We start from the raw sequence: 17163 nt of genomic DNA, 5'->3' as shown, positions 1-17163 counted from the left end.
GGTGGTTCCCGACGAGGCGCTCGCGTGGGCTGGCGGGCATGCGCATCGGCACCAACATCACCCTCTCGACCGCGCCCCACCGGGTCGCCGAGGACGTCGCGGCCGCCGCCCGGGCGGGCCTCGACTCGGTGTGGACGAACCAGATGCCCGGGCACTGGGACCCGCTCGCGCTCCTCGCCGCCGCCGGACCCACGCGGGGCGTCTCGCTGGGCACCGCGATCGTCCCCACCCACCCGCGCCACCCGGTTCTCGCCGCCACCGAGGCGCTCACCGTCGCCGCCGCGACCGGCGTCCCGCTGACGCTCGGTCTCGGCCCGAGCCATGCGTGGTGGATCACCGACCAGCTCGGCCTGCCCTACGCCTCGCCCGCCGCGCACTCGGCCGAGTACCTCGAGATCGTCGGGGGCCTGCTGCGGGGCGAGCACGTGCACCACCGGGGGCGCTTCTTCACCGTCGACACCGAGCTCGCGGTCGCGGCCCCCGACGTGTCGCTGCTGCTCTCCGCCCTGGGCCCGCGCATGCTCGCCGTCGCCCGGGACCTCGCCGACGGGACGGTCGCGGTGTGGGTGCGGCCCGCCCTCGTCGCGGACGTCCTGCGCCCGGCCCTGCGCGACGACCAGCGGGTGGTGGTGCAGGTGCTCGCCGCGGTGACGAGCGAGCCGGACGTGCTGCGGGAGCGGATCGCCCGGGACTTCGTCGCGGTGGAGTCGATGCCCGCCTACCGCGCGGTGCTCGACCGGGCGGGCCTGCAGGGCCCGGCCGACACGCTCGTCGTGGGGACCGAGGAGGAGGTGGCCCGGGAGCTGCGGGCGTTCGCCGACGCCGGGACCACCGACCTCGTGGTGTCCCCGCTGGGGTCCGAGGGCGCCCACGTCCTCGAGGTGGCGCGGGAGGTGGGATCGGCGACGATGGCCGGGTGACCGAGAGCGCCGTCCTCGCGCTGGTGCCGGCGGCCGACCTCGTCGTCGGGACGCACCGGCGGGAGCTGGACCCGACGACCGCGGCGGGCGTGCCCGCGCACGTCACGGTGCTCTACCCGTTCCTGCCACCCGGGCAGCTCGACGACGAGGTGGTCGCGCGGCTGCGGGCGGCGGTGGGGGACGTGCCCGGGTTCCCGTGCTCCTTCCCGACGACGGGGTGGTTCGGCGAGGACTACCTGTGGCTCGCGCCGTCGCCGGCCGACCCGTTCCTCGAGCTCACGCGCCGGGTGGCCGGGGCGTTCCCGGAGTGCCCGCCGTACGCGGGGAGGTACGAGCCGCACCCGCACCTGACGGTCGGCTACTCCTCGCACGCCCCGGTCGCGGCGCTGCGGGCGGCGGAGGCGGAGATCGTGCCGTTGTTGCCGATCACTGCGCGGGTGGGGGCGCTGCACCTGATGGCGGGCTCGCGGGACCCGGACTCGTGGCGGGTGGTCGCGGAGCTGCCGCTCGCCGGAGCGTGACCGCCGACGGCGGCGATTGGCGCCCCGTGGTCCAGTGTGGGGGTGGAGCTCGAGGCGGACTGTTCCCGGTGCAGCGGACTGTGCTGCGTGGCGCCGGCCTTCGCGCGGTCGGCCGACTTCGCGATCGACAAGCCCGCGCGCACCCCGTGCCCCCACCTCGCGGTCTCGGTGCCCGGGGCGGCGGCGCCGTGCACGATCCACGCGTCGTTGCCCGAGCGTGGCTTCCCGGGCTGCGTGACGTTCGACTGCTTCGGGGCGGGGCAGCGGGTGACGTCGTGGGTCGACTTGCGCTCGGGGTCGGCGGACGAGGCGTTCGCGGCGTTCGACGTGGTCCGGGCCCTGCACGAGGTGCTCTGGTACCTCGCGGAGCCCGTCGACGCGTGGGCCGCGGAGCGGTCGGCTCTCGCGTCGCGCATCGAGGCGCTGGGGCCGGACGCGGACGTCGGCGCGGTGCGCGCCGAGGCGGGGGAGCTGCTCGGGCGCGTGAGCTCGTCGGTGCGCGGGCCGCGCGGGCGGACGATGGCCCGCGCCGACCTCGTCGGGAAGGACCTGCGGCGGCGCGGCCTGGTCGACGTCTCGTTGCGGGGCGCGCTGCTGATGGGCGCCGACCTGCGCGGGGTCGACCTCGGGCGGGCCGACCTGCTCGGCGCCGACCTGCGGGGCGCGGACGTGCGGGGCGCGTCGCTGCAGGGCGTGCTGTTCCTGACGAACCCGCAGGTCACCTCCGCGCGGGGCGACTCCTCGACGGGCCTGCCGGCGCGGGTGCACCGGCCGGCGTCGTGGGCCGCCTGAGCCTCAGCCCGGTTCGTACGGCCACACCCCGACGATGCTGCCGTCGGGTCGCGCCGAGAGGTAGCCGCTCTCATTGAACTCGTTCGAGGCGTGGATCGCCGCGACCGGGCCGTCCCCGTCCCCGTCGTCCTCGAGCGAGAGGTAGCGGGTGGTCACGTCCCGCACGTTGACGCTGCGGTCGACCCCGGCGAGCAGGGCGAGCAGTGGACGCGGGTCGATCGCCGCGAGGTCCACGGGCGGCTCCTGCGGGTCGTGGCTGCTCGCGCTGTTCGACGAGCCGAGCCCGCCGCGGTAGGTGTAGCTGCGCGACCGCGCCGGCTCCCCGGGCACCGGCAGCTCGAGCACCGCGTACCCCGGGTAGAGCAGGACCCGGTGGACGAGGGCCGAGCCCTGCGAGTCCTGGAGGTCCCCGACGAGACGCCGCCAGCCCTCCTCGGAGTGCAGGTTCACCGGCCCGACCACGCGAGCGGGGACGTCGTCCGGGTCGGCCGACGGCCCGGCCCGCACGGCGCCCCGCTCCGACTGCCAGGAGAGACCGACGACGACGACGGCCAGGCTCACCCCGACGACGAGGAGCGCGAGGAGCCGGCCCGGCCGCCTCCGGTGCACCCTCTCCGGCGGCATCGGTGGCGGGGGACCCGGACGGGGCGCGGCCTGCAGGTCCTCGACGAGGTCGTGCAGCTCGCCGACCGTGCGGGCCCGGATCGCCGCCGCCGTGCGCTCGCGGTGCTCGACGCCGTCGAGCTGGCCCTCGGCGAACGCCGCGTCGAGGACGTCGCACGTCGCGGTCCGGTCGGCGTCCCGCGCGCGCTTCCGAGAGGTGCTCATGCGCGGCAGATTAGAACTCGATCAGCCGCGTGCGGCCCAATCGCCGCGACGTCGAGTAGTGCCGTGGAGGATCCGAGTAGTCCGGTCGCTGCTGTCTCCTCGCGGTGTCGGTCCCCGGCGCTAGCGTGCCGGCCATGGCGGACGACGAGGAGCCGGGCCTCGGGCTCGACACGGTGCTGAAGGCTCTGCGGCACGACCTGCTGGAGGCCCAGCGCGACGGCGACGGCGACAACACCGGGCTCGCGGTGCAGTCGGTGCAGATCGAGCTGTCCGTCGAGGTCACGCGGCACACCACCGCGTCGGGCGAGGTGGGCGCGAAGTGGTTCGTGCTCAGCGGCTCGGCGTCGGGCGAGGCGGGCCGCGACCGGACGAGCACCAACAGGATCACCCTGACGCTCGGGCCGCTCTCGTCGGGCACCGACGCGACGCCGGCGACGACGGAGCGCCCCATCGCCGGGGCGGACGTCTCGCCCGGGGTCATCCGCGACTCGGGCTGACCCCGGAGCTCTCCGGCCGTGGGCGTTGCGGGGCGCACACGGCTGGGCGGGTTCGCGCGACGCGGCGGCGGTGTTGCGCGCCGCACACGGTCGGGCGGGTTCGCGCGACGCGGTGTGGGCGTTGCGCGCCGCAACCCATGATCATCGGCCCCTCACGTGGCTCACCAGCCCCAGGGACACGTTTGGGTCTGTTGATCATGTGGCCGGTTCGTCAGGCCGTCGCGGCCCGGGCCGCACGCGCGCGGCAGGGGCGCCGGGTCCCGTCCCGGGCTCCCGGCCGAGCGACGACATGGCTGGCCGGTTGCGTGCCGCAACGGGCGCGCGCCGCTGAGGCGCTGCCGCTGGCCGTGTGCGTGCCGCAACCTGCACTCGGCCCGGAGGCGACGTGTCTGGCCGTGTGCGTGCCGCAACCCGCAGTCGGCCTGGAGGTGACCGGGCTGGCCGTGTGCGTAGCGCAACCCGCACCTGGTCGAGAGGTGACCGGGCTGGCCGTGTGCGTAGCGCAACCCGCACCTGGTCGGGAGGTGACCGGCCTGGCCATGTGCGTAGCGCAACCCGCACCTGGTCGGGAGGTGACCGGCCTGGCTGTGTGCGTGCCGCAACCCGTACTCGGCCGGGAGGCGACAGGCCTGGCCACTCGCGTCGGTGGCCGCCCCGGCTGGCCCCGACGGTGGCGGGATCCTGACGTCCAGTGTGAGCGATGTGCCATCGCTGCCACTCAGGCCGGGCTGCGCCGGCCCGTCGCGTAGTGGCGGGGCGCGGCGATCCGGACCTCGCGCCGCTGCCCGTGGTCGGGCCCGATGCGGTGGGCGATCCGCCCGCCGTGCAGGGCGATGAGGCCGGAGAGCAGGGGCTCGTGGTGGGTGGAGGCGGTCGAGTCGAGGATCGCCTCGCCGACCACGTCGGGCCGGCCCGCCGCCCGGGCCGCCCGGTCGACCGCCTCGACCACCCACACGTACTCGGGCATCGGGGTGAGCCGGTAGAGGCGGACGAGGTCGGCGTCGAGGTCGCGGTCGGAGAGCTCCTCGAGCCAGAGGTCGGAGCGGGTGGCGTAGGTCCGCCACGTGAGGTCGGCGCCGGCGATGGGCTCGTCGGGGTCGGCGTGGGCGACGTAGCCGCGGAACCAGTGCTCGCCCGCCGCCTCGGCCCGCTCGGCCGTGACGTAGACCTGCGGGAGCAGCGGCAGCAGGGCCGCCTGCCACGGGCGGTGGGCCTCGTCGACCTCGTCGAACGGGTCGGCCACCTCCAGGTAGGGGCCCCGCGCGTCGTCGTGGCGCCACAACCGCACCCCGGCGCCCGACTCGGCGGCCACCCGTCGGTACCCGACCACCACCCACGCGTGGGCCCGGGAGATCACCACGGGCGGGGCCTGCGAGTTGACGTAGCGGCAGAGGATGCCACCAAGTGTCAGCATCCCGGCCTCGTCGTCCTCGGCGCGCGACCCGGGCAGGTGCACCAGCCCGGGGGAGAGCCCCAGCGCCGTCGCGCCCGACATCATCTGCTGCACCGAGAGCCCCTCGCTCGGCACCTGGCGCCCGACGATCACCCCGCCGAGCGCCGCGTCGTGCACCTCGGCCGTGGTGCGCCGGGGCACGCCGTGGGCGAGGTGGGCGTGCCGCAGCACCATCCACAGCGTGGCGTGCGCGCACCGCAGGTACTCCGCGTCCTGCGAGAGGAACGGCATCCCGCGCACCTGCAGCGCGGTGCCGAACAGCGACACCCGCTCGGTGGCCTCGCAGCGCACGCCGCCGTCGAGCCCCGGCGGCGGGGTGATCATCGTGGCGCCGACGGGCGTGGCGGGCAGCGGGCGCAGGGTGGTGTAGCCCCGGTAGGTCGACGCGTCGAGCCGCGTCACGTCCGCCGGGTCGACGTCGGAGGCGAACAGGTGCCAGCGGTGGGTCACCGAGGGGTGGCGCCGGAAGAGCCGCCCGTGGAAGGCGCCGTGCTCACTGCGCCAGTCGGCGTCGAGGTGGCGCTGCTCGACGACCAGCGAGCGCACCCCGTGCTCCCGCGCCAGCGCGACGATGCGCGTTAGCGGCGCACTCGGCGCCCCGCCCGCGTAGAACTCGACGAGCTGCTCCCACGCCCCGGGCACCGTCACGTCGTACACGGCGGCCGCCGCGTCGTCGGGCGACCACGTGAGGAACGGCCACTCGGTCACACCCGTTACCTACCACGGGCCCCCGACAGCGACGATCAGCGGAGCCGGATGCCGTCGCTCTCGTACTCGGCGCGCAGTTCGGCGTCGCGGACCTTGGAGAGCGTCGCCGCGAACTCCTGCTCCCGCTCGGGCCGGTGCAGCCCGAGCCGCTCGGCCAGGTCGCCCGCGGGCTCCCCGGGTTCGACGACGGTGCGTCTGCCAGTGGGCATGGCCACCTCCTCGCGAGGCACCCGATCCTACGCCGCGACCGGCACCGACGACCCCGCGACGGAGGCCCGGCTCCGTCCTTGACCCTGTCCCCGGGGCAGGGCCGAGCGTGGGCCGCGGGCCGGGAACGACCCGGACCGGGGAGGGTGGGCCAGGTGGGCGACCGCATGACGACCGGCGGGTTCGCGGCCGCCGCCGGGCTGACGCCCAAGGCGCTGCGGCTCTACGACGAGCTGGGGCTGCTGCGCCCGGCGGCCGTGGACGCGTCGTCGGGCTACCGCTCGTACGACCGCGACCAGCTGGGCCGGGCCCGGCGGATCGCGGCGCTGCGGCGGGTGGGGATGCCGCTCGCGCGGATCGGGGTGCTGGCGGACCTGCCCGACGACGAGGCGGCCGCGGACCTGACCGCCTGGTGGCGGCAGGTGGAGCACGACACCGCTCGGCGGCGCGAGCTGGTGGCCGACCTGCTCTCCCACCGGAGGGAGGACCGCACGATGGGGACGACGACGAGGGGCGTGCGCCTGCGCTGCGCGAGCGGCTCGGAGCGGGGCGGACGCACGGAGCAGCAGGACACGGTGGGCTGCGGGGCCGACCGGGCGGTGGTCGCCGACGGCTTCGGCGACCACGGTGCCGCGGCGAGCCGGGAGGTGGTCCGGGCCGTCCTCGCGGCGGCCGGCGACGACCCGGCGGAGGGGTTGCGGGCCGCGTTCGCGACGGCCGCGGGCACCGGTCCGGGCACCACGGCGAGCGCGCTGTGGTGCGACGGGTCGCGGGTGACGATCGCCCACGTGGGCGACTCGCGGGTGTACCTGCTGCGCGAGGGGGTGTTCACGCAGCTCACGCTCGACCACAGCCACGTGCGCTCGCTGGTCGAGGAGGGCCGGCTCACCCCGGAGGAGGCGCGCGAGCACCCCGACCGACCGCGGCTGGTCCGGGCGCTCGGGACCGACGAGCCGGACGTGCACCGGCGGACCGCCCGCCCGGGCGACCGCTACCTGCTGGTCACCGACGGGGTCTGGGCGGTGCTGGACGACCCGGTGCCGGCCCGGCTGGCGGCGGGGCCCGGCGCGCCCGCGGAGATCGTCGGGAACGTCCTGGAGCGGGTGCGGGCGGCGGGGGCGCCGGACAACGCGGCGTGCGCCGTGGTCGACCTGACCGGCTGAGACGCGACGGGCCCCTCCGGTGGATCCGGAGGGGCCCGTCGGGGTGTGCGGGGAGCTCAGCTGTCGAGCGCCGCGTCGAGGGTGATCGTGGTGCCGGCGAGGGCCTTGGAGACCGGACAGGTCTCCTCGGCGGTCTTCGCCAGCTCCTGGAACCTCGCCTCGTCCACGCCGTCGACCTTCGCGCGCAGCGTGACGGCGATGCCGCTGATCTCGAAGCCGCCGCCCTTGGCCGGCGACAGCGTCACCTCCGCGCTGACGTCGATCGACCGCGCGGTCAGGTTCTCACCGCCCAGCACACCGGACAGGTTCATCGCGAGGCACGACGAGTGCGCCGCGGCGATGAGCTCCTCGGGGCTGGTCTGGCCGTGGGGGTCCTCGGCGCGGGTGGGGAACGAGACGTCGAACTGTCCGGCGTTGGACGAGTCCAGCGTGACGTGGCCGGTCCCGTCCTGGAGCCCGCCCTCCCAGTGGGTGGTGGCATCGCGGCTCGGCATCATCGCCTCCAGGGTGTTCGGTCTGTGGGGAGAACGGGTCAGCGACGAGCGCGCTTGCGACCGGTCACGCGGTTGTAGATGACGAGCAGGATGATCGCGACGACGACCGACCCGATCCAGCTCGTGGGGCTGAAGGCGGCTCCGCTGCGGAGGCCGCCGGTGAACAGCGCGACGATGAGGCCACCGACCACGGAGCCCAGGATGCCGAGGCCGATCGTCGGCAGGATGCCGATGTTGTCCTTCCCGGGCACGAGGGCGCGGGCGATGAAGCCGACGATGAGACCGAAGACGATCCACCCGAGGATGGTCAGGATCATGGCGAAGCCTTTCAACTGCTTACTGAGGGAACGGTCGTGCAGCCCCTGCTTCGCCCATCGGGGGGTGTCGTCAAACCTGCTGCGTCGGGGAACCCCCGGGCGCGCCCGTACCGCCATCAGGTCTTTGCCTCGTGCTCACCATCCCGGCGCTAGCCTCGCGACCGTTCGGCCCTGTCGGGGCTCGGCCACGCGATGAGGTGGGAACGATGGGGTCTCTGAGCCCGGTGCACTGGGCGATCGTGATCGTCGTGCTGCTGCTGTTGTTCGGCTCGCGCAAGCTGCCCGACATGGCGCGGGGCCTCGGCCAGTCGATGCGCATCCTCAAGGCGGAGGGCAGGGCCCTCCAGGACGACGACCGACGGGACGGTCCTGCGCCGACCGCCGGGACCGACACCGCCGAACGTGCGAACCCGGCCGCCCACCCGGCCACCGGCGCCGACGGTCCGGCGACCGCGCAGCGCGACGCCTCATGAGCTGAGCGTGGCGGGCCGTTGATACGGTCCGACCCGGTGACCGACATCGCGCGACGACCGGAAGCGCCGGTCGACCATGTCGTCAGGACCCCGGGCGGGAGCGCCCGGAAGGTCAGCTGGGACGTGCTGCGATGCGTCTTCGTCCTGCTGGTGATGCTCTACCACTCGACGTTCATCGGGCCGCTCGTCTACCACGACATCCTGCCCAAGAACTACACGTTCCCCCACCAGGTCGGGGCCAGCCTGCTGCTGGTGCTGTCCGCCTACTTCGTCGCGGCGACGGTGCGCGGCGGGCGGGCCCGGCAGGGCGGGACCGGCCGGTGGTGGTGGGGCAAGATCGCGCGGCTGATGCCGGCGTTCCTCGTCGCGACGGTCAACGCCTGGCTCTTCCTGCGCTACCTCGCGCCCGACGGCTGGTACCTCCCCGGCAAGCGCGACCTCCTCGCGAACCTCGTCATGGCGTGGCACTGGGACGCGTCCTGGGGCTTCGTCGACGGGTCCTACTGGACGATCCCGCTGCAGCTCATGGCGTTCTGCCTGGCCGCGGTGATGTGGCGCTCCCCGCTCGGGCGCGGCGTGGGGCTGCGCGTGGTGCTGTGGTTCGCGCTGCTGTTCCCGGCCCTGCAGTGGCACTACCTCGCCGGGCAGGAGCCCGGGTCGGTGTACGCGTTCACCGTCAACGGGCTCGGGATCTTCCGCTGGCACCTGTTCGCGGTGGGTGTCGCGGTGTGGATGGTGTCGACGGGACGGCTGCGCCGCGGGCACTTCGCGGTGATCGCCCTGATCGCGGTGGCCGAGCACGCCCTGCAGACCTCGGTGGTCGACCCGACCACCGGGTGGGACACCGACTGGACCGCGGCGGGGCTCATCGGCCTCGGGGTGGCGGCGATGACCGCGGCCGCGTGCGGCCCCGACTGGGACGGTCCGATGCCGTCGTGGCTGCGTCGCGCGGTGACCTGGCTCGCCGGGATCTCCTACGGCGTGTTCCTCGTCCACCAGACGGTCGGCTACGTCGTGATGCGCCGGCTGCAGCAGATCGGGGTGGGCCCCACGCTGCAGACCCTCGCCATGATCCTCACCGGGGTCCTGGCCGGGTGGTTCCTGACGAGGGTCGTCGAGCGTCCCGTGCACCGGCGCCTGATGACCTGGTGGGACGCCGGGCCCGGTCGGTACGGCCGGGTCGGTGCCGTCGGCGGGGCCGGTCAGGGTCCGTCGAACGCCACGAGGTCGTAGGTCCGCATTGAGGCGGCCCGCCCGGCCCCGCAGGTGAGCGGGGTGGGCGAGGGGATCCAGCGCTCCCGCACGGTGACGGTGACGTCGCCGGTGAGCTCGATGGTCCACACCGCGGCGTCGGTGGGGTCGCTCTGGCGGGCCGACACCGGCGCGAGGGCGTCGATGCGGTGCTCGTCGAGGGTGAGGCGGGCGTGGTGCTGGGCCCCCTGCACCGCGGGGGCGAGACCGGCCCGGCCCCGGACGAGCACCGGGTCGACCTCGCCGGCGCAGTAGCGGTCGGCGATGGACCCGGCCTCGGTGGCGGGCACGCGCCCGAGCACGAGCCCGTGCGGGAGCAGGACCACGTTCGCGGCGAACCGGTCGCCGCCGGTGTGGGTGGTCTCCCAGGTGCGCTCGCCGTGGGTCGCGGCGAGCACGGCGGCGACGGGCCGCCCGCGGACCGCGCAGCACGCGTCGTGGCGCCCGTGCGCGCAGACCAGGAAGACCGGCTCGTCGGAGACCTCGGTGGAGGCGTCGAGGTCGGCCAGCGCGGCGGGCAGCTCCTCCGGGGAGTCGACCCGACCCCACCGGACCGACTCGTGCCCGATCCGGGAGTCGACGACCGCGAAGCGCCCGCCGGCCTCGGTCCGGGCCCCGCGGGCGGCTGTGCGCCGGATCAGCTGGAACCGCGCGGAGTGGGCGCCGCAGAACCGGTCGATCGCCTCGACCACGTCGGCCGCGAAGCCCGCGCCGCCGAGGGCCTGCGGGCCCCAGGGCCCGGGGTGCTCGACCAGCAGCCAGCGCTGCGCGGGCGGCGCGGAGGCGAACAGCGGGTCGTCGCGGTCGCGGGCGGCCTGCGAGCAGCGGAAGCCGGCCCCGTCGTCGTCGAGCCCCGGCTGCGCGGTCGCCTCGCTGGTGCTGGTCACCTGTCCGTCGTACCTCCCGGGACGCGGTCCCCGCCACCCACAGAATCCGGCGTCACCAGGACGCCCTCGCGCAGCAGGCGGCGGGCGACCACCGCGGCGTCCCCGGGCTCGGTCTCGGCGACGTCGCCGAGGCGCACCGGAGGCCCGGCCAGCAGGGTGCCGAGCGGCTCCGCGGCGGCGCCGGGCAGCTCCAGCGTGCGGTCGGGCAGCTCGACGCGGACCTGGCCCGCGGCCTCGTCGGGAACGATCCGGTAGCGCAGGCCGTGGCGCAGGCGCAGCACCGTGTCGGCGTCGAGGGCGTGCACCGCGGCGGCCTGGCGCAGCGGCAGGAGCGACTCGGGCCGGTTGCCCGACCAGACCCGGCGCCGCAGCCGGCGCGCGGCACGGTCGGACCGGTCGGCGCCCTGGTCGGCGAAGTACTCGGCGGCCCGGCGGGCGACGAGCTCGACGTGCGGGGCGAGGGCCGCGGGGTCGGACACGTCGACGCCGAGCGGCAGCGACGCGCGGAGCTCGGGGTCGTCGGCCAGGCCGGCGAGGAGGGTCTCGAGCACGGCGTGGCGGGTGAGGACGTGGATGCCGACGGTGAGGTGCGCGGAGACCTCGCCCTGCGCGGTGGCCGAGTGCAGGTAGCCCCGCGGCAGGTAGAGGACGTCGCCGGGGTGCAGGACCTCGTCGAGCAGGGGCTCCTGGGCGGCGCGCTCGCGGACGGCGGCGGCGTGGTCGTTCCACGGCTGGTCGCGCAGCGGGTCGGGGTGCACGGGGGCGTGCACGTGCCAGCGCTTGGTGCCGGCGATCTGCAGGACGAAGACGTCGTGGACGTCGTAGTGCGCCGAGAACCCCGTGGACGAGGCCGGGGTGACGTAGGCGTTGACCTGCACCGGGTGGCCGAGGTCGGCGTTGAGGCCGGTGGCCAGGCGGGTGACCGGCTCCCAGGTGCGGTGCACGCCCTGGAGCACCACGGTGTGGCCGTCGGCGAACAGGGCGGCGACGCGGTCGTCGCGCAGCTGGTCGGCCACCTCGGCGCCGACGCCGCCCTCGCCGGTGAAGTGCCGGGAGTCGACGACCTGGCCCTGCTTCGCGACGCGCAGGAAGGGGGTGCGCAGTCCGCGGTGGGCGAGGAGTTCGTCGACGGCGTCGAGGGAGAAGAGGTCGGAGAAAGCGGCGGCCGCCGAGTCGGGGCCGTCCTTCGCCAGGTCGTCGGCCCGGGAGAGCACGGCCTGGCGGCCCCAGGCGTCGGCGGCGAAGGCGTCGAGGTCGCCGGCCACGCAGCGACGCAGGGCGGGGCGGTCGGTCGTCATGAGGGCCCTCGGGTATCCGTGTCGGACGAGAACGGACGCCGGGTGCCGGGACGTCCCGGCACCCGGCGTCCGGGTGTGACTGTCGTGACCCCTAGAGGTCAGGCACCGCCGTCGGCGCCACCGTCGGAGCCGCCGCCCTTGGCGCCACCGTCGGCCGGGCCGTGGGCGCCACCGTCGGCACCGCCGTCGGAGCCGCCACCGGAGGCGCCGCCGTCGGAGGGGCCGTGGCCCGGGTTGCTCCCGGAGGTGGTGATGTCGTCGTCGTTCATCGCTGCTCCTTCTGGCTCGTCGTGCTGTCCATCCGGGTCGCGACCGGCCCGGCGGGTGTGGTGTCCCGCCCGGCGGCGCGGTGCGCCCCGTGACCGCGGCCCGGCTACCCCCGGCGGTCGTATCTCACGCCTCGCCGGAGTCCCGGCCGGACCGCGGACCTGGCAGGGTTCCCGGGCATGACTGTGGGCACGCTGGTGCTGCTGCGGCACGGCCAGAGCGAGTGGAACGCGAAGAACCTGTTCACCGGGTGGGTCGACGTGGCCCTCTCGGAGCAGGGCGAGCAGGAGGCCCGCCGCGGCGGGGAGCTCCTCACCGACGCCGGGCTGCTGCCCGACGTGCTGCACACCTCGCTCCTGCGCCGCGCCATCGCCACCGCGCAGATCGCGCTCGACGCCTGCGACCGGCACTGGATCCCCGTGCGGCGCGACTGGCGGCTCAACGAGCGCCACTACGGGGCGCTGCAGGGCAAGGACAAGAAGCAGACGATGGAGGAGTACGGCGAGGAGCAGTTCCAGATCTGGCGCCGCTCGTACGACACGCCGCCGCCGCCGATCGACCCCGACGACGAGTACGCCCAGACCGGCGACCCGCGCTACGCCGACCTCGGCGACGCGATGCCGCGCACCGAGTGCCTCGCCGACGTGCTCGCGCGCCTCCTGCCGTACTGGACCGAGGCCGTCGTCCCGGACCTGAGGGCCGGACGGACCGTGCTCGTCGCCGCCCACGGCAACTCGCTGCGCGCGGTGGTCAAGCACCTCGACGGCGTCGACGACGAGACCATCGCCGGGCTGAACATCCCCACCGGCATCCCGCTGCGCTACGACCTCGAGGAGAGCGGGGACGATCTGACCCCGACGAACCCCGGTGGCACCTATCTCGACCCGGACGCGGCGCAGGACGCCATCGCGGCGGTGGCGAACCAGGGGCGGTGAACACCACCTGAACGGGGTCCCAACAATCACCCGGCCGGGGGTTGGACGGGTCACCAACGGGACTCCGACAGGGGTGGAAATCCCGGTGACGGCCCTACCATCGCGATTGTGGCCGTCCCGGCGTACGTGACCGTCCTGGCCGTCGTCGTCGCGGCGGTCGGGGGTGCCGTCGTCGGCGCCGCCGTGGTGCGGTGGAAGACCCGGAGCCGGCGCGCGGCCGTCGTCGCCGCCGGCCCGACGGTCGCCGAGCTCCTCGCCCGCATCGTCCGCCGGTCGCACACCGGCCTCGCCGTGATCAACCGGTTCGGCGACGTGGTGCTCTCGAACGACCGCGCCGAGGTCCTCGGCGCGGTCGTCGACGCCCGCCCGGAGAGCCGGGTCGCGGCGGCCGCCCAGCGGGTGTCCGAGCACGGCGGGACGCCGGAGATCGACCTCTCCCCGCCGGTCTCGGCCCGGCGCGCCCCGCAGTCGGTGATCGCACGCCTCGGTCCGCTGGGGGACGGCTTCGTGGTGGTCGAGGCGTCGGACACCTCGGCGGCCGTGCGGCTCGAGGCGGTGCGCCGCGACTTCGTCGCGAACGTCGGGCACGAGCTCAAGACGCCGGTGGGGGCGATGGCCGTCCTCGCCGAGGCGATCCTGGGCGCCGACGACCAGGAGGAGGTCACCCGGTTCGCGGCGAAGATCCAGCACGAGTCGCGCCGCCTCGGGTCGCTCGTCACCGAGCTCATCGAGCTGTCCCGCCTCCAGGGCGCCGACCCGCTGCCCGAGCTCGAGCCGGTGGCCGTCGACGACGTGGTGCGCGAGGCCGTCAAGCGCGTCGGGGTCTCCGCCGAGACGGCCGGCACCGAGCTGACCCTGGACGGCCCGAGCGGGCTCGAGGTCGCGGGCAGCTCCACGCTCCTCGTCACGGCCCTGACCAACCTGCTGGAGAACGCGGTCGCCTACTCCTCGCCGGGCTCGTCGGTGTCGGTCCGCCGGCGCCACGTCGACCGGGCCGTGGAGATCTCGGTGACCGACCGGGGCATCGGTATCCCCCCGGAGCACCAGGAGCGGGTGTTCGAGCGCTTCTTCCGCGTCGACCCCGCCCGCTCCCGCGCCACCGGCGGGACCGGGCTGGGGCTCGCGATCGTCAAGCACGTCGCGGCCAACCACGGCGGCGAGGTGCGGCTGTGGAGCGAACCGGGCGTCGGGTCCACCTTCACGCTGCGGCTGCCGACCCCCGGGCGCCCCGAGGCGGGCAGCGTCCCGTCGTCGGGGACGCCCCGCACCGACGGCGCCCCCGACGCCCCCCGACCGGTCCGCCCCCCGCGCCCGGCCGACCGAGAGATGAGCGGAGCCGACCGATGACCAGGGTGCTGATCGTGGAGGACGAGGAGTCCTTCGCCGACCCGCTGGCCTACCTGCTGCGCAAGGAGGGCTTCGAGGCGAGCGTCGCCGGGACCGGGGCGGCGGCGCTGGAGGACTTCGAGCGCCACGGCGCCGACATCGTCCTGCTCGACCTCATGCTCCCCGGCATGAGCGGGACCGACGTCTGCAAGGCGCTGCGCCAGCGCTCGTCGGTCCCCGTGATCATGGTGACCGCCCGCGACGCCGAGATCGACAAGGTCGTCGGGCTCGAGCTCGGCGCCGACGACTACGTCACCAAGCCCTACTCGGCGCGCGAGCTGATCGCCCGGGTGCGGGCCGTGCTGCGCCGCGGGCAGGAGTCCGAGGCCGCGGGCGAGGGCGGGGCGGTCGGCCCGCCGTCCGACCGCCAGGTGCTCGAGGCCGGACCGGTGCGCATGGACGTGGGCCGCCACGTGGTGACCGTCGAGCACGGCGGGACCTCCGCCGAGATCGCGCTCCCGCTCAAGGAGTTCGACCTGCTCGAGTACCTGATGCGCAACGTCGGGCGGGTGCTGACCCGCGCGCAGCTCATCGACCGGGTGTGGGGCGCCGACTACGTCGGCGACACCAAGACCCTCGACGTCCACATCAAGCGGCTGCGCGCGAAGCTCGAGCCGGAGCCCTCCCAGCCGAGGCACCTGCTCACGGTGCGGGGGCTCGGGTACAAGCTGGACGCCTGATCAGGGGAGGAGTGAGCACCGTCTACGCTGGTCAGCGATGAGACTCGGGGTTCTCGACGTGGGGTCGAACACGGTCCACCTGCTGGTGGTGGACGCGCACCGCGGTGCGCACCCCACCCCGCAGTCCTCCACGAAGACCGCGCTGCGCCTCGCCGAGCACGTCGTCGGCGGACGGCTCTCGACCCGGGGCGCCGACGCCCTGGTCTCCGCCGTCGCCGAGGCCCGCCGCGAGGCCCGCGCGCTCGGGTGCGACGACCTCCTCGCGTTCGCCACCTCCGCGGTGCGCGACGCGGACAACTCCGACGCCGTCCTCGCCCGGGTCCACGACGAGACCGGCGTCGACCTCCAGGTCCTCACGGGTCCCGACGAGGCCGCGCTCACCTTCCTCGCCGTCCGGCGGTGGTTCGGGTGGTCGGCCGGACGCCTGCTCTCGCTCGACATCGGCGGCGGCTCGCTGGAGCTCGCCGTGGGTCGCGACGAGCACCCCGACGTCGCGCTGTCGCTCCCGCTCGGCGCGGGGCGGGTGACCCGGGACTGGTTCACGGCCGACCCGCCCGACCACAAGGAGACCCGCGCGCTCGCCGAGTACGTGCACGACACCGTCGCGCCCGCCGCGGCCGCCCTGCTCGACGGCGGCCCGCCCGACCGCGCGGTCGTCACGTCCAAGACCTTCCGGTCGCTGGCCCGCCTCACCGGCGCCGCGCCCCGCAGCGCCGGACCGCGCGTGCGCCGGCGGCTCACCGCCGCGGGGCTGCGCCAGGTCGTGGCGTTCATCAGCCGCATGAGCTCCTCCGACCTCGCGGAGCTGGAGGGCGTCAGCGCCTCGCGCGCCCACCAGCTCGTCGCGGGCGCGATTGTCGCGCGCGGCGCGATGGACGCGCTCGGGCTCGACGAGGTCGAGGTCTGCCCGTGGGCCCTGCGTGAGGGCGTGATCCTCGGGCGTCTCGACCAGGTGCCGCTCGCGGACGGTCTGTTCGCCGCTGACGGGACGTATGCCACCGGTCGTCCCTCCGCGACTGGACGAGCCGCCCCCGCCACGGCACGGTGGAACTGATGACGGCCGACGGCGAACCCCGCAGGGGTACTCAGCGCAGCGTGGCGGAGCTGTTGGCCGCCTACGGTGGCGCGCCGCAGCCCCAGCCGCCGGCGGCGCCCGCCGAGCCCGACCCCTACGGCGACTCCGGGTACGGCTCGTCGTCGGGCTACGGGTCCTACGGCTCGCGCGACCAGGGCCGCGACGACTACGGCTCACGGTCCTACTCCCCGGGCTACGACGCGTACGACTCCGCGCCGCCCTCCTACGGCTCGTCCTACGACCCGCCGTCCTTCGGGACCGACGGGTACGGCTCCGACGGGTACGGCTCCGACGGGTACGGGTCGAGCACCTACGGCTCGGGCGGCTACGGCTACGGCGGCTCCTCGCCCGACGGCTACGGCGACACCGGGCAGCCGTCCGGGTACTCCTCCGGCGGCTACTCCTCCGACCGCGGGTACGCGCCCGGCGGCTACGGCTCGCCGAGCTCGGCGCCGGGCTACGGGGGGTCGTCGTACGGCTCGGACCCCTACGGCCCCGACCCCTACGGCTCGGACTCCTACGGCTCGGACCCGTACCCCGCGGACCGCTACGCGCCGGGCCCGTACGGCGGCTCGTCGTACTCCTCGGGCACGTCGTACGCCCAGCCCCCGTCCGGCCAGCCCGCCACCGCCCAGGCGCCCGGCGCCTACGCGCCCGCCGGCTACGGCTCGCCGGTGCCGCGCCAGGCGAGCCCGCCGCCCGGCTCCGGTCCCCAGCCGCAGCAGGCCGGGCCGCAGCAGGCCGGACCCCAGCAGGCCGGACCCCAGCAGGCAGGACCGCAGCCGTCCGCCGGCCCGGCGCCGGTGAGCGCGCCGCAGGCCGCCCAGACCCAGGCGCCCGCCTCCGCGGGACAGAGCACGCAGGCCCTGCCGAGCCCGCCGGCGTCGTCCGCCCCGCAGCAGGCGTGGTCCTCGGCCGCGCCCACCGCGGTGAGGCCCGCGGCCCGCCAGGCCCCGCCGGCGCAGGCCGCCTCGTCCTCGGCGCCCACCACCGCCACCCCGCGCCCCCGCG

19 protein-coding genes and 1 pseudogene are annotated in these 17163 nt (G+C 75.5%); 12 read left to right on the top strand and 8 right to left on the bottom strand.

Annotated features, from left to right (window positions below; all coding sequences use genetic code 11):
• Window positions 1-38: 38 nt before the first annotated feature.
• The 3 genes from ACFPBZ_RS00100 to ACFPBZ_RS00090 all read left to right on the top strand — a co-directional run bounded on the left by ACFPBZ_RS00100 (window position 39) and on the right by ACFPBZ_RS00090 (window position 2233).
• Window positions 39-920 (top strand): LLM class flavin-dependent oxidoreductase, encoded by an 882-nt coding sequence (locus ACFPBZ_RS00100; protein WP_378033955.1) that lies wholly within the window; start codon window positions 39-41, stop codon window positions 918-920.
• Window positions 917-1441: a 2'-5' RNA ligase family protein gene (locus tag ACFPBZ_RS00095; RefSeq protein ID WP_378033954.1), complete on the top strand. Its 525-nt coding sequence runs from the start codon at window positions 917-919 to the stop codon at window positions 1439-1441. The genes ACFPBZ_RS00100 and ACFPBZ_RS00095 overlap by 4 nt, the downstream gene beginning before the upstream one ends.
• Window positions 1442-1528: 87 nt before the next feature.
• A complete protein-coding gene (locus ACFPBZ_RS00090) occupies window positions 1529-2233 on the top strand; it encodes a pentapeptide repeat-containing protein (RefSeq protein WP_378033953.1) in 705 nt (234 codons plus the stop codon).
• Window positions 2234-2236: 3 nt separating this feature from the next.
• Here the strand turns inward: ACFPBZ_RS00090 and ACFPBZ_RS00085 are convergent, their stop codons facing one another.
• Window positions 2237-3061: a DUF1707 SHOCT-like domain-containing protein gene (locus ACFPBZ_RS00085; RefSeq protein ID WP_378033952.1), complete on the bottom strand. Its 825-nt coding sequence runs from the start codon at window positions 3059-3061 to the stop codon at window positions 2237-2239.
• A gap of 134 nt (window positions 3062-3195) precedes the next feature.
• Between ACFPBZ_RS00085 and ACFPBZ_RS00080 the strand changes: the two genes are divergently transcribed.
• A complete protein-coding gene (locus ACFPBZ_RS00080; RefSeq protein ID WP_378033951.1) occupies window positions 3196-3558 on the top strand; it encodes a trypco2 family protein in 363 nt (120 codons plus the stop codon).
• Window positions 3559-4276: 718 nt separating this feature from the next.
• Here the strand turns inward: ACFPBZ_RS00080 and ACFPBZ_RS00075 are convergent.
• Both ACFPBZ_RS00075 and ACFPBZ_RS00070 read right to left on the bottom strand, forming a co-directional pair.
• Window positions 4277-5719, bottom strand: coding sequence for a hypothetical protein (locus tag ACFPBZ_RS00075; protein ID WP_378033950.1), 1443 nt, complete (start codon window positions 5717-5719; stop codon window positions 4277-4279).
• 35 nt (window positions 5720-5754) lie between these two features.
• The gene (locus tag ACFPBZ_RS00070) at window positions 5755-5928 is read right to left on the bottom strand and encodes a hypothetical protein (RefSeq protein ID WP_378033949.1); all 174 of its coding nucleotides are present in this window, start codon (window positions 5926-5928) and stop codon (window positions 5755-5757) included.
• A 165-nt stretch (window positions 5929-6093) separates the two neighbouring features.
• Here ACFPBZ_RS00070 and ACFPBZ_RS00065 point away from each other — a divergent pair, with 165 nt between their 5' ends.
• A complete protein-coding gene (locus ACFPBZ_RS00065) occupies window positions 6094-7089 on the top strand; it encodes a MerR family transcriptional regulator (RefSeq protein ID WP_378033948.1) in 996 nt (331 codons plus the stop codon).
• 56 nt (window positions 7090-7145) lie between these two features.
• Here ACFPBZ_RS00065 and ACFPBZ_RS00060 read toward each other — a convergent pair whose 3' ends face one another.
• Window positions 7146-7583: an OsmC family peroxiredoxin gene (locus tag ACFPBZ_RS00060; RefSeq protein ID WP_378034241.1), complete on the bottom strand. Its 438-nt coding sequence runs from the start codon at window positions 7581-7583 to the stop codon at window positions 7146-7148.
• 38 nt (window positions 7584-7621) lie between these two features.
• Window positions 7622-7900: a GlsB/YeaQ/YmgE family stress response membrane protein gene (locus ACFPBZ_RS00055; RefSeq protein ID WP_378033947.1), complete on the bottom strand. Its 279-nt coding sequence runs from the start codon at window positions 7898-7900 to the stop codon at window positions 7622-7624.
• A gap of 206 nt (window positions 7901-8106) precedes the next feature.
• On the opposite strand from ACFPBZ_RS00055, the gene tatA reads away from it, so the two are divergent.
• Together tatA and ACFPBZ_RS00045 are read left to right on the top strand one after the other, a co-directional pair.
• On the top strand, window positions 8107-8373 hold the full coding sequence (gene tatA / locus ACFPBZ_RS00050; RefSeq protein ID WP_378033946.1) for a Sec-independent protein translocase subunit TatA: 267 nt from the start codon (window positions 8107-8109) through the stop codon (window positions 8371-8373).
• A 123-nt stretch (window positions 8374-8496) separates the two neighbouring features.
• Window positions 8497-9606 carry an acyltransferase family protein gene (locus tag ACFPBZ_RS00045; RefSeq protein WP_378033945.1) on the top strand — a complete coding sequence of 370 codons (1110 nt, stop codon included), beginning with the start codon at window positions 8497-8499 and terminating at the stop codon, window positions 9604-9606.
• Here ACFPBZ_RS00045 and ACFPBZ_RS00040 read toward each other — a convergent pair.
• The 3 genes from ACFPBZ_RS00040 to ACFPBZ_RS00030 all read right to left on the bottom strand — a co-directional run bounded on the left by ACFPBZ_RS00040 (window position 9576) and on the right by ACFPBZ_RS00030 (window position 12078).
• Window positions 9576-10511: a sucrase ferredoxin gene (locus ACFPBZ_RS00040; RefSeq protein WP_378033944.1), complete on the bottom strand. Its 936-nt coding sequence runs from the start codon at window positions 10509-10511 to the stop codon at window positions 9576-9578. The two genes, ACFPBZ_RS00045 and ACFPBZ_RS00040, sit on opposite strands and share 31 nt — an antisense overlap.
• Window positions 10508-11809 (bottom strand): cupin domain-containing protein, encoded by a 1302-nt coding sequence (locus ACFPBZ_RS00035; protein WP_378033943.1) that lies wholly within the window; start codon window positions 11807-11809, stop codon window positions 10508-10510. Before ACFPBZ_RS00035 ends, ACFPBZ_RS00040 begins: the two co-directional genes overlap by 4 nt.
• A gap of 98 nt (window positions 11810-11907) precedes the next feature.
• Complete coding sequence (locus ACFPBZ_RS00030; RefSeq protein ID WP_378033942.1) at window positions 11908-12078, bottom strand: hypothetical protein; 171 nt, start codon at window positions 12076-12078, stop codon at window positions 11908-11910.
• A gap of 177 nt (window positions 12079-12255) precedes the next feature.
• Between ACFPBZ_RS00030 and ACFPBZ_RS00025 the strand changes: the two genes are divergently transcribed.
• From ACFPBZ_RS00025 to ACFPBZ_RS00005, 5 genes and pseudogenes are all read left to right on the top strand, one after another.
• Window positions 12256-13011 (top strand): phosphoglyceromutase, encoded by a 756-nt coding sequence (locus ACFPBZ_RS00025; RefSeq protein WP_378033941.1) that lies wholly within the window; start codon window positions 12256-12258, stop codon window positions 13009-13011.
• A gap of 108 nt (window positions 13012-13119) precedes the next feature.
• Complete coding sequence (locus tag ACFPBZ_RS00020) at window positions 13120-14358, top strand: sensor histidine kinase (protein ID WP_378033940.1); 1239 nt, start codon at window positions 13120-13122, stop codon at window positions 14356-14358.
• Window positions 14355-15077: a response regulator transcription factor gene (locus ACFPBZ_RS00015; protein ID WP_378033939.1), complete on the top strand. Its 723-nt coding sequence runs from the start codon at window positions 14355-14357 to the stop codon at window positions 15075-15077. Before ACFPBZ_RS00020 ends, ACFPBZ_RS00015 begins: the two co-directional genes overlap by 4 nt.
• 37 nt (window positions 15078-15114) lie before the next feature.
• Complete coding sequence (locus ACFPBZ_RS00010; protein WP_378033938.1) at window positions 15115-16131, top strand: Ppx/GppA family phosphatase; 1017 nt, start codon at window positions 15115-15117, stop codon at window positions 16129-16131.
• 41 nt (window positions 16132-16172) lie between these two features.
• Window positions 16173-17163: pseudogene (locus ACFPBZ_RS00005) on the top strand (hypothetical protein); the annotation flags it as partial.

Origin of the sequence: Actinomycetospora atypica, assembly GCF_042653685.1 — a bacterium.
Taxonomy (GTDB): Bacteria; Actinomycetota; Actinomycetes; order Mycobacteriales; family Pseudonocardiaceae; genus Actinomycetospora; species Actinomycetospora atypica.
Note: the sequence above shows the minus strand (reverse complement) of the source record. Positions and strands in the feature narration are given on the sequence as shown.

Coding starts and splice junctions, on each gene's coding strand:
- ACFPBZ_RS00080 (WP_378033951.1), top strand. CDS start 3,196: ATGGCGGACGACGAGGAGCCGGGCCTCGGGCTCGACACGGTGCTGAAG.
- ACFPBZ_RS00035 (WP_378033943.1), bottom strand. CDS start 11,809: ATGACGACCGACCGCCCCGCCCTGCGTCGCTGCGTGGCCGGCGACCTC.
- tatA (WP_378033946.1), top strand. CDS start 8,107: ATGGGGTCTCTGAGCCCGGTGCACTGGGCGATCGTGATCGTCGTGCTG.
- ACFPBZ_RS00100 (WP_378033955.1), top strand. CDS start 39: ATGCGCATCGGCACCAACATCACCCTCTCGACCGCGCCCCACCGGGTC.
- ACFPBZ_RS00085 (WP_378033952.1), bottom strand. CDS start 3,061: ATGAGCACCTCTCGGAAGCGCGCGCGGGACGCCGACCGGACCGCGACG.
- ACFPBZ_RS00025 (WP_378033941.1), top strand. CDS start 12,256: ATGACTGTGGGCACGCTGGTGCTGCTGCGGCACGGCCAGAGCGAGTGG.
- ACFPBZ_RS00015 (WP_378033939.1), top strand. CDS start 14,355: ATGACCAGGGTGCTGATCGTGGAGGACGAGGAGTCCTTCGCCGACCCG.
- ACFPBZ_RS00055 (WP_378033947.1), bottom strand. CDS start 7,900: ATGATCCTGACCATCCTCGGGTGGATCGTCTTCGGTCTCATCGTCGGC.
- ACFPBZ_RS00030 (WP_378033942.1), bottom strand. CDS start 12,078: ATGAACGACGACGACATCACCACCTCCGGGAGCAACCCGGGCCACGGC.
- ACFPBZ_RS00060 (WP_378034241.1), bottom strand. CDS start 7,583: ATGCCGAGCCGCGATGCCACCACCCACTGGGAGGGCGGGCTCCAGGAC.
- ACFPBZ_RS00010 (WP_378033938.1), top strand. CDS start 15,115: ATGAGACTCGGGGTTCTCGACGTGGGGTCGAACACGGTCCACCTGCTG.
- ACFPBZ_RS00070 (WP_378033949.1), bottom strand. CDS start 5,928: ATGCCCACTGGCAGACGCACCGTCGTCGAACCCGGGGAGCCCGCGGGC.
- ACFPBZ_RS00065 (WP_378033948.1), top strand. CDS start 6,094: ATGACGACCGGCGGGTTCGCGGCCGCCGCCGGGCTGACGCCCAAGGCG.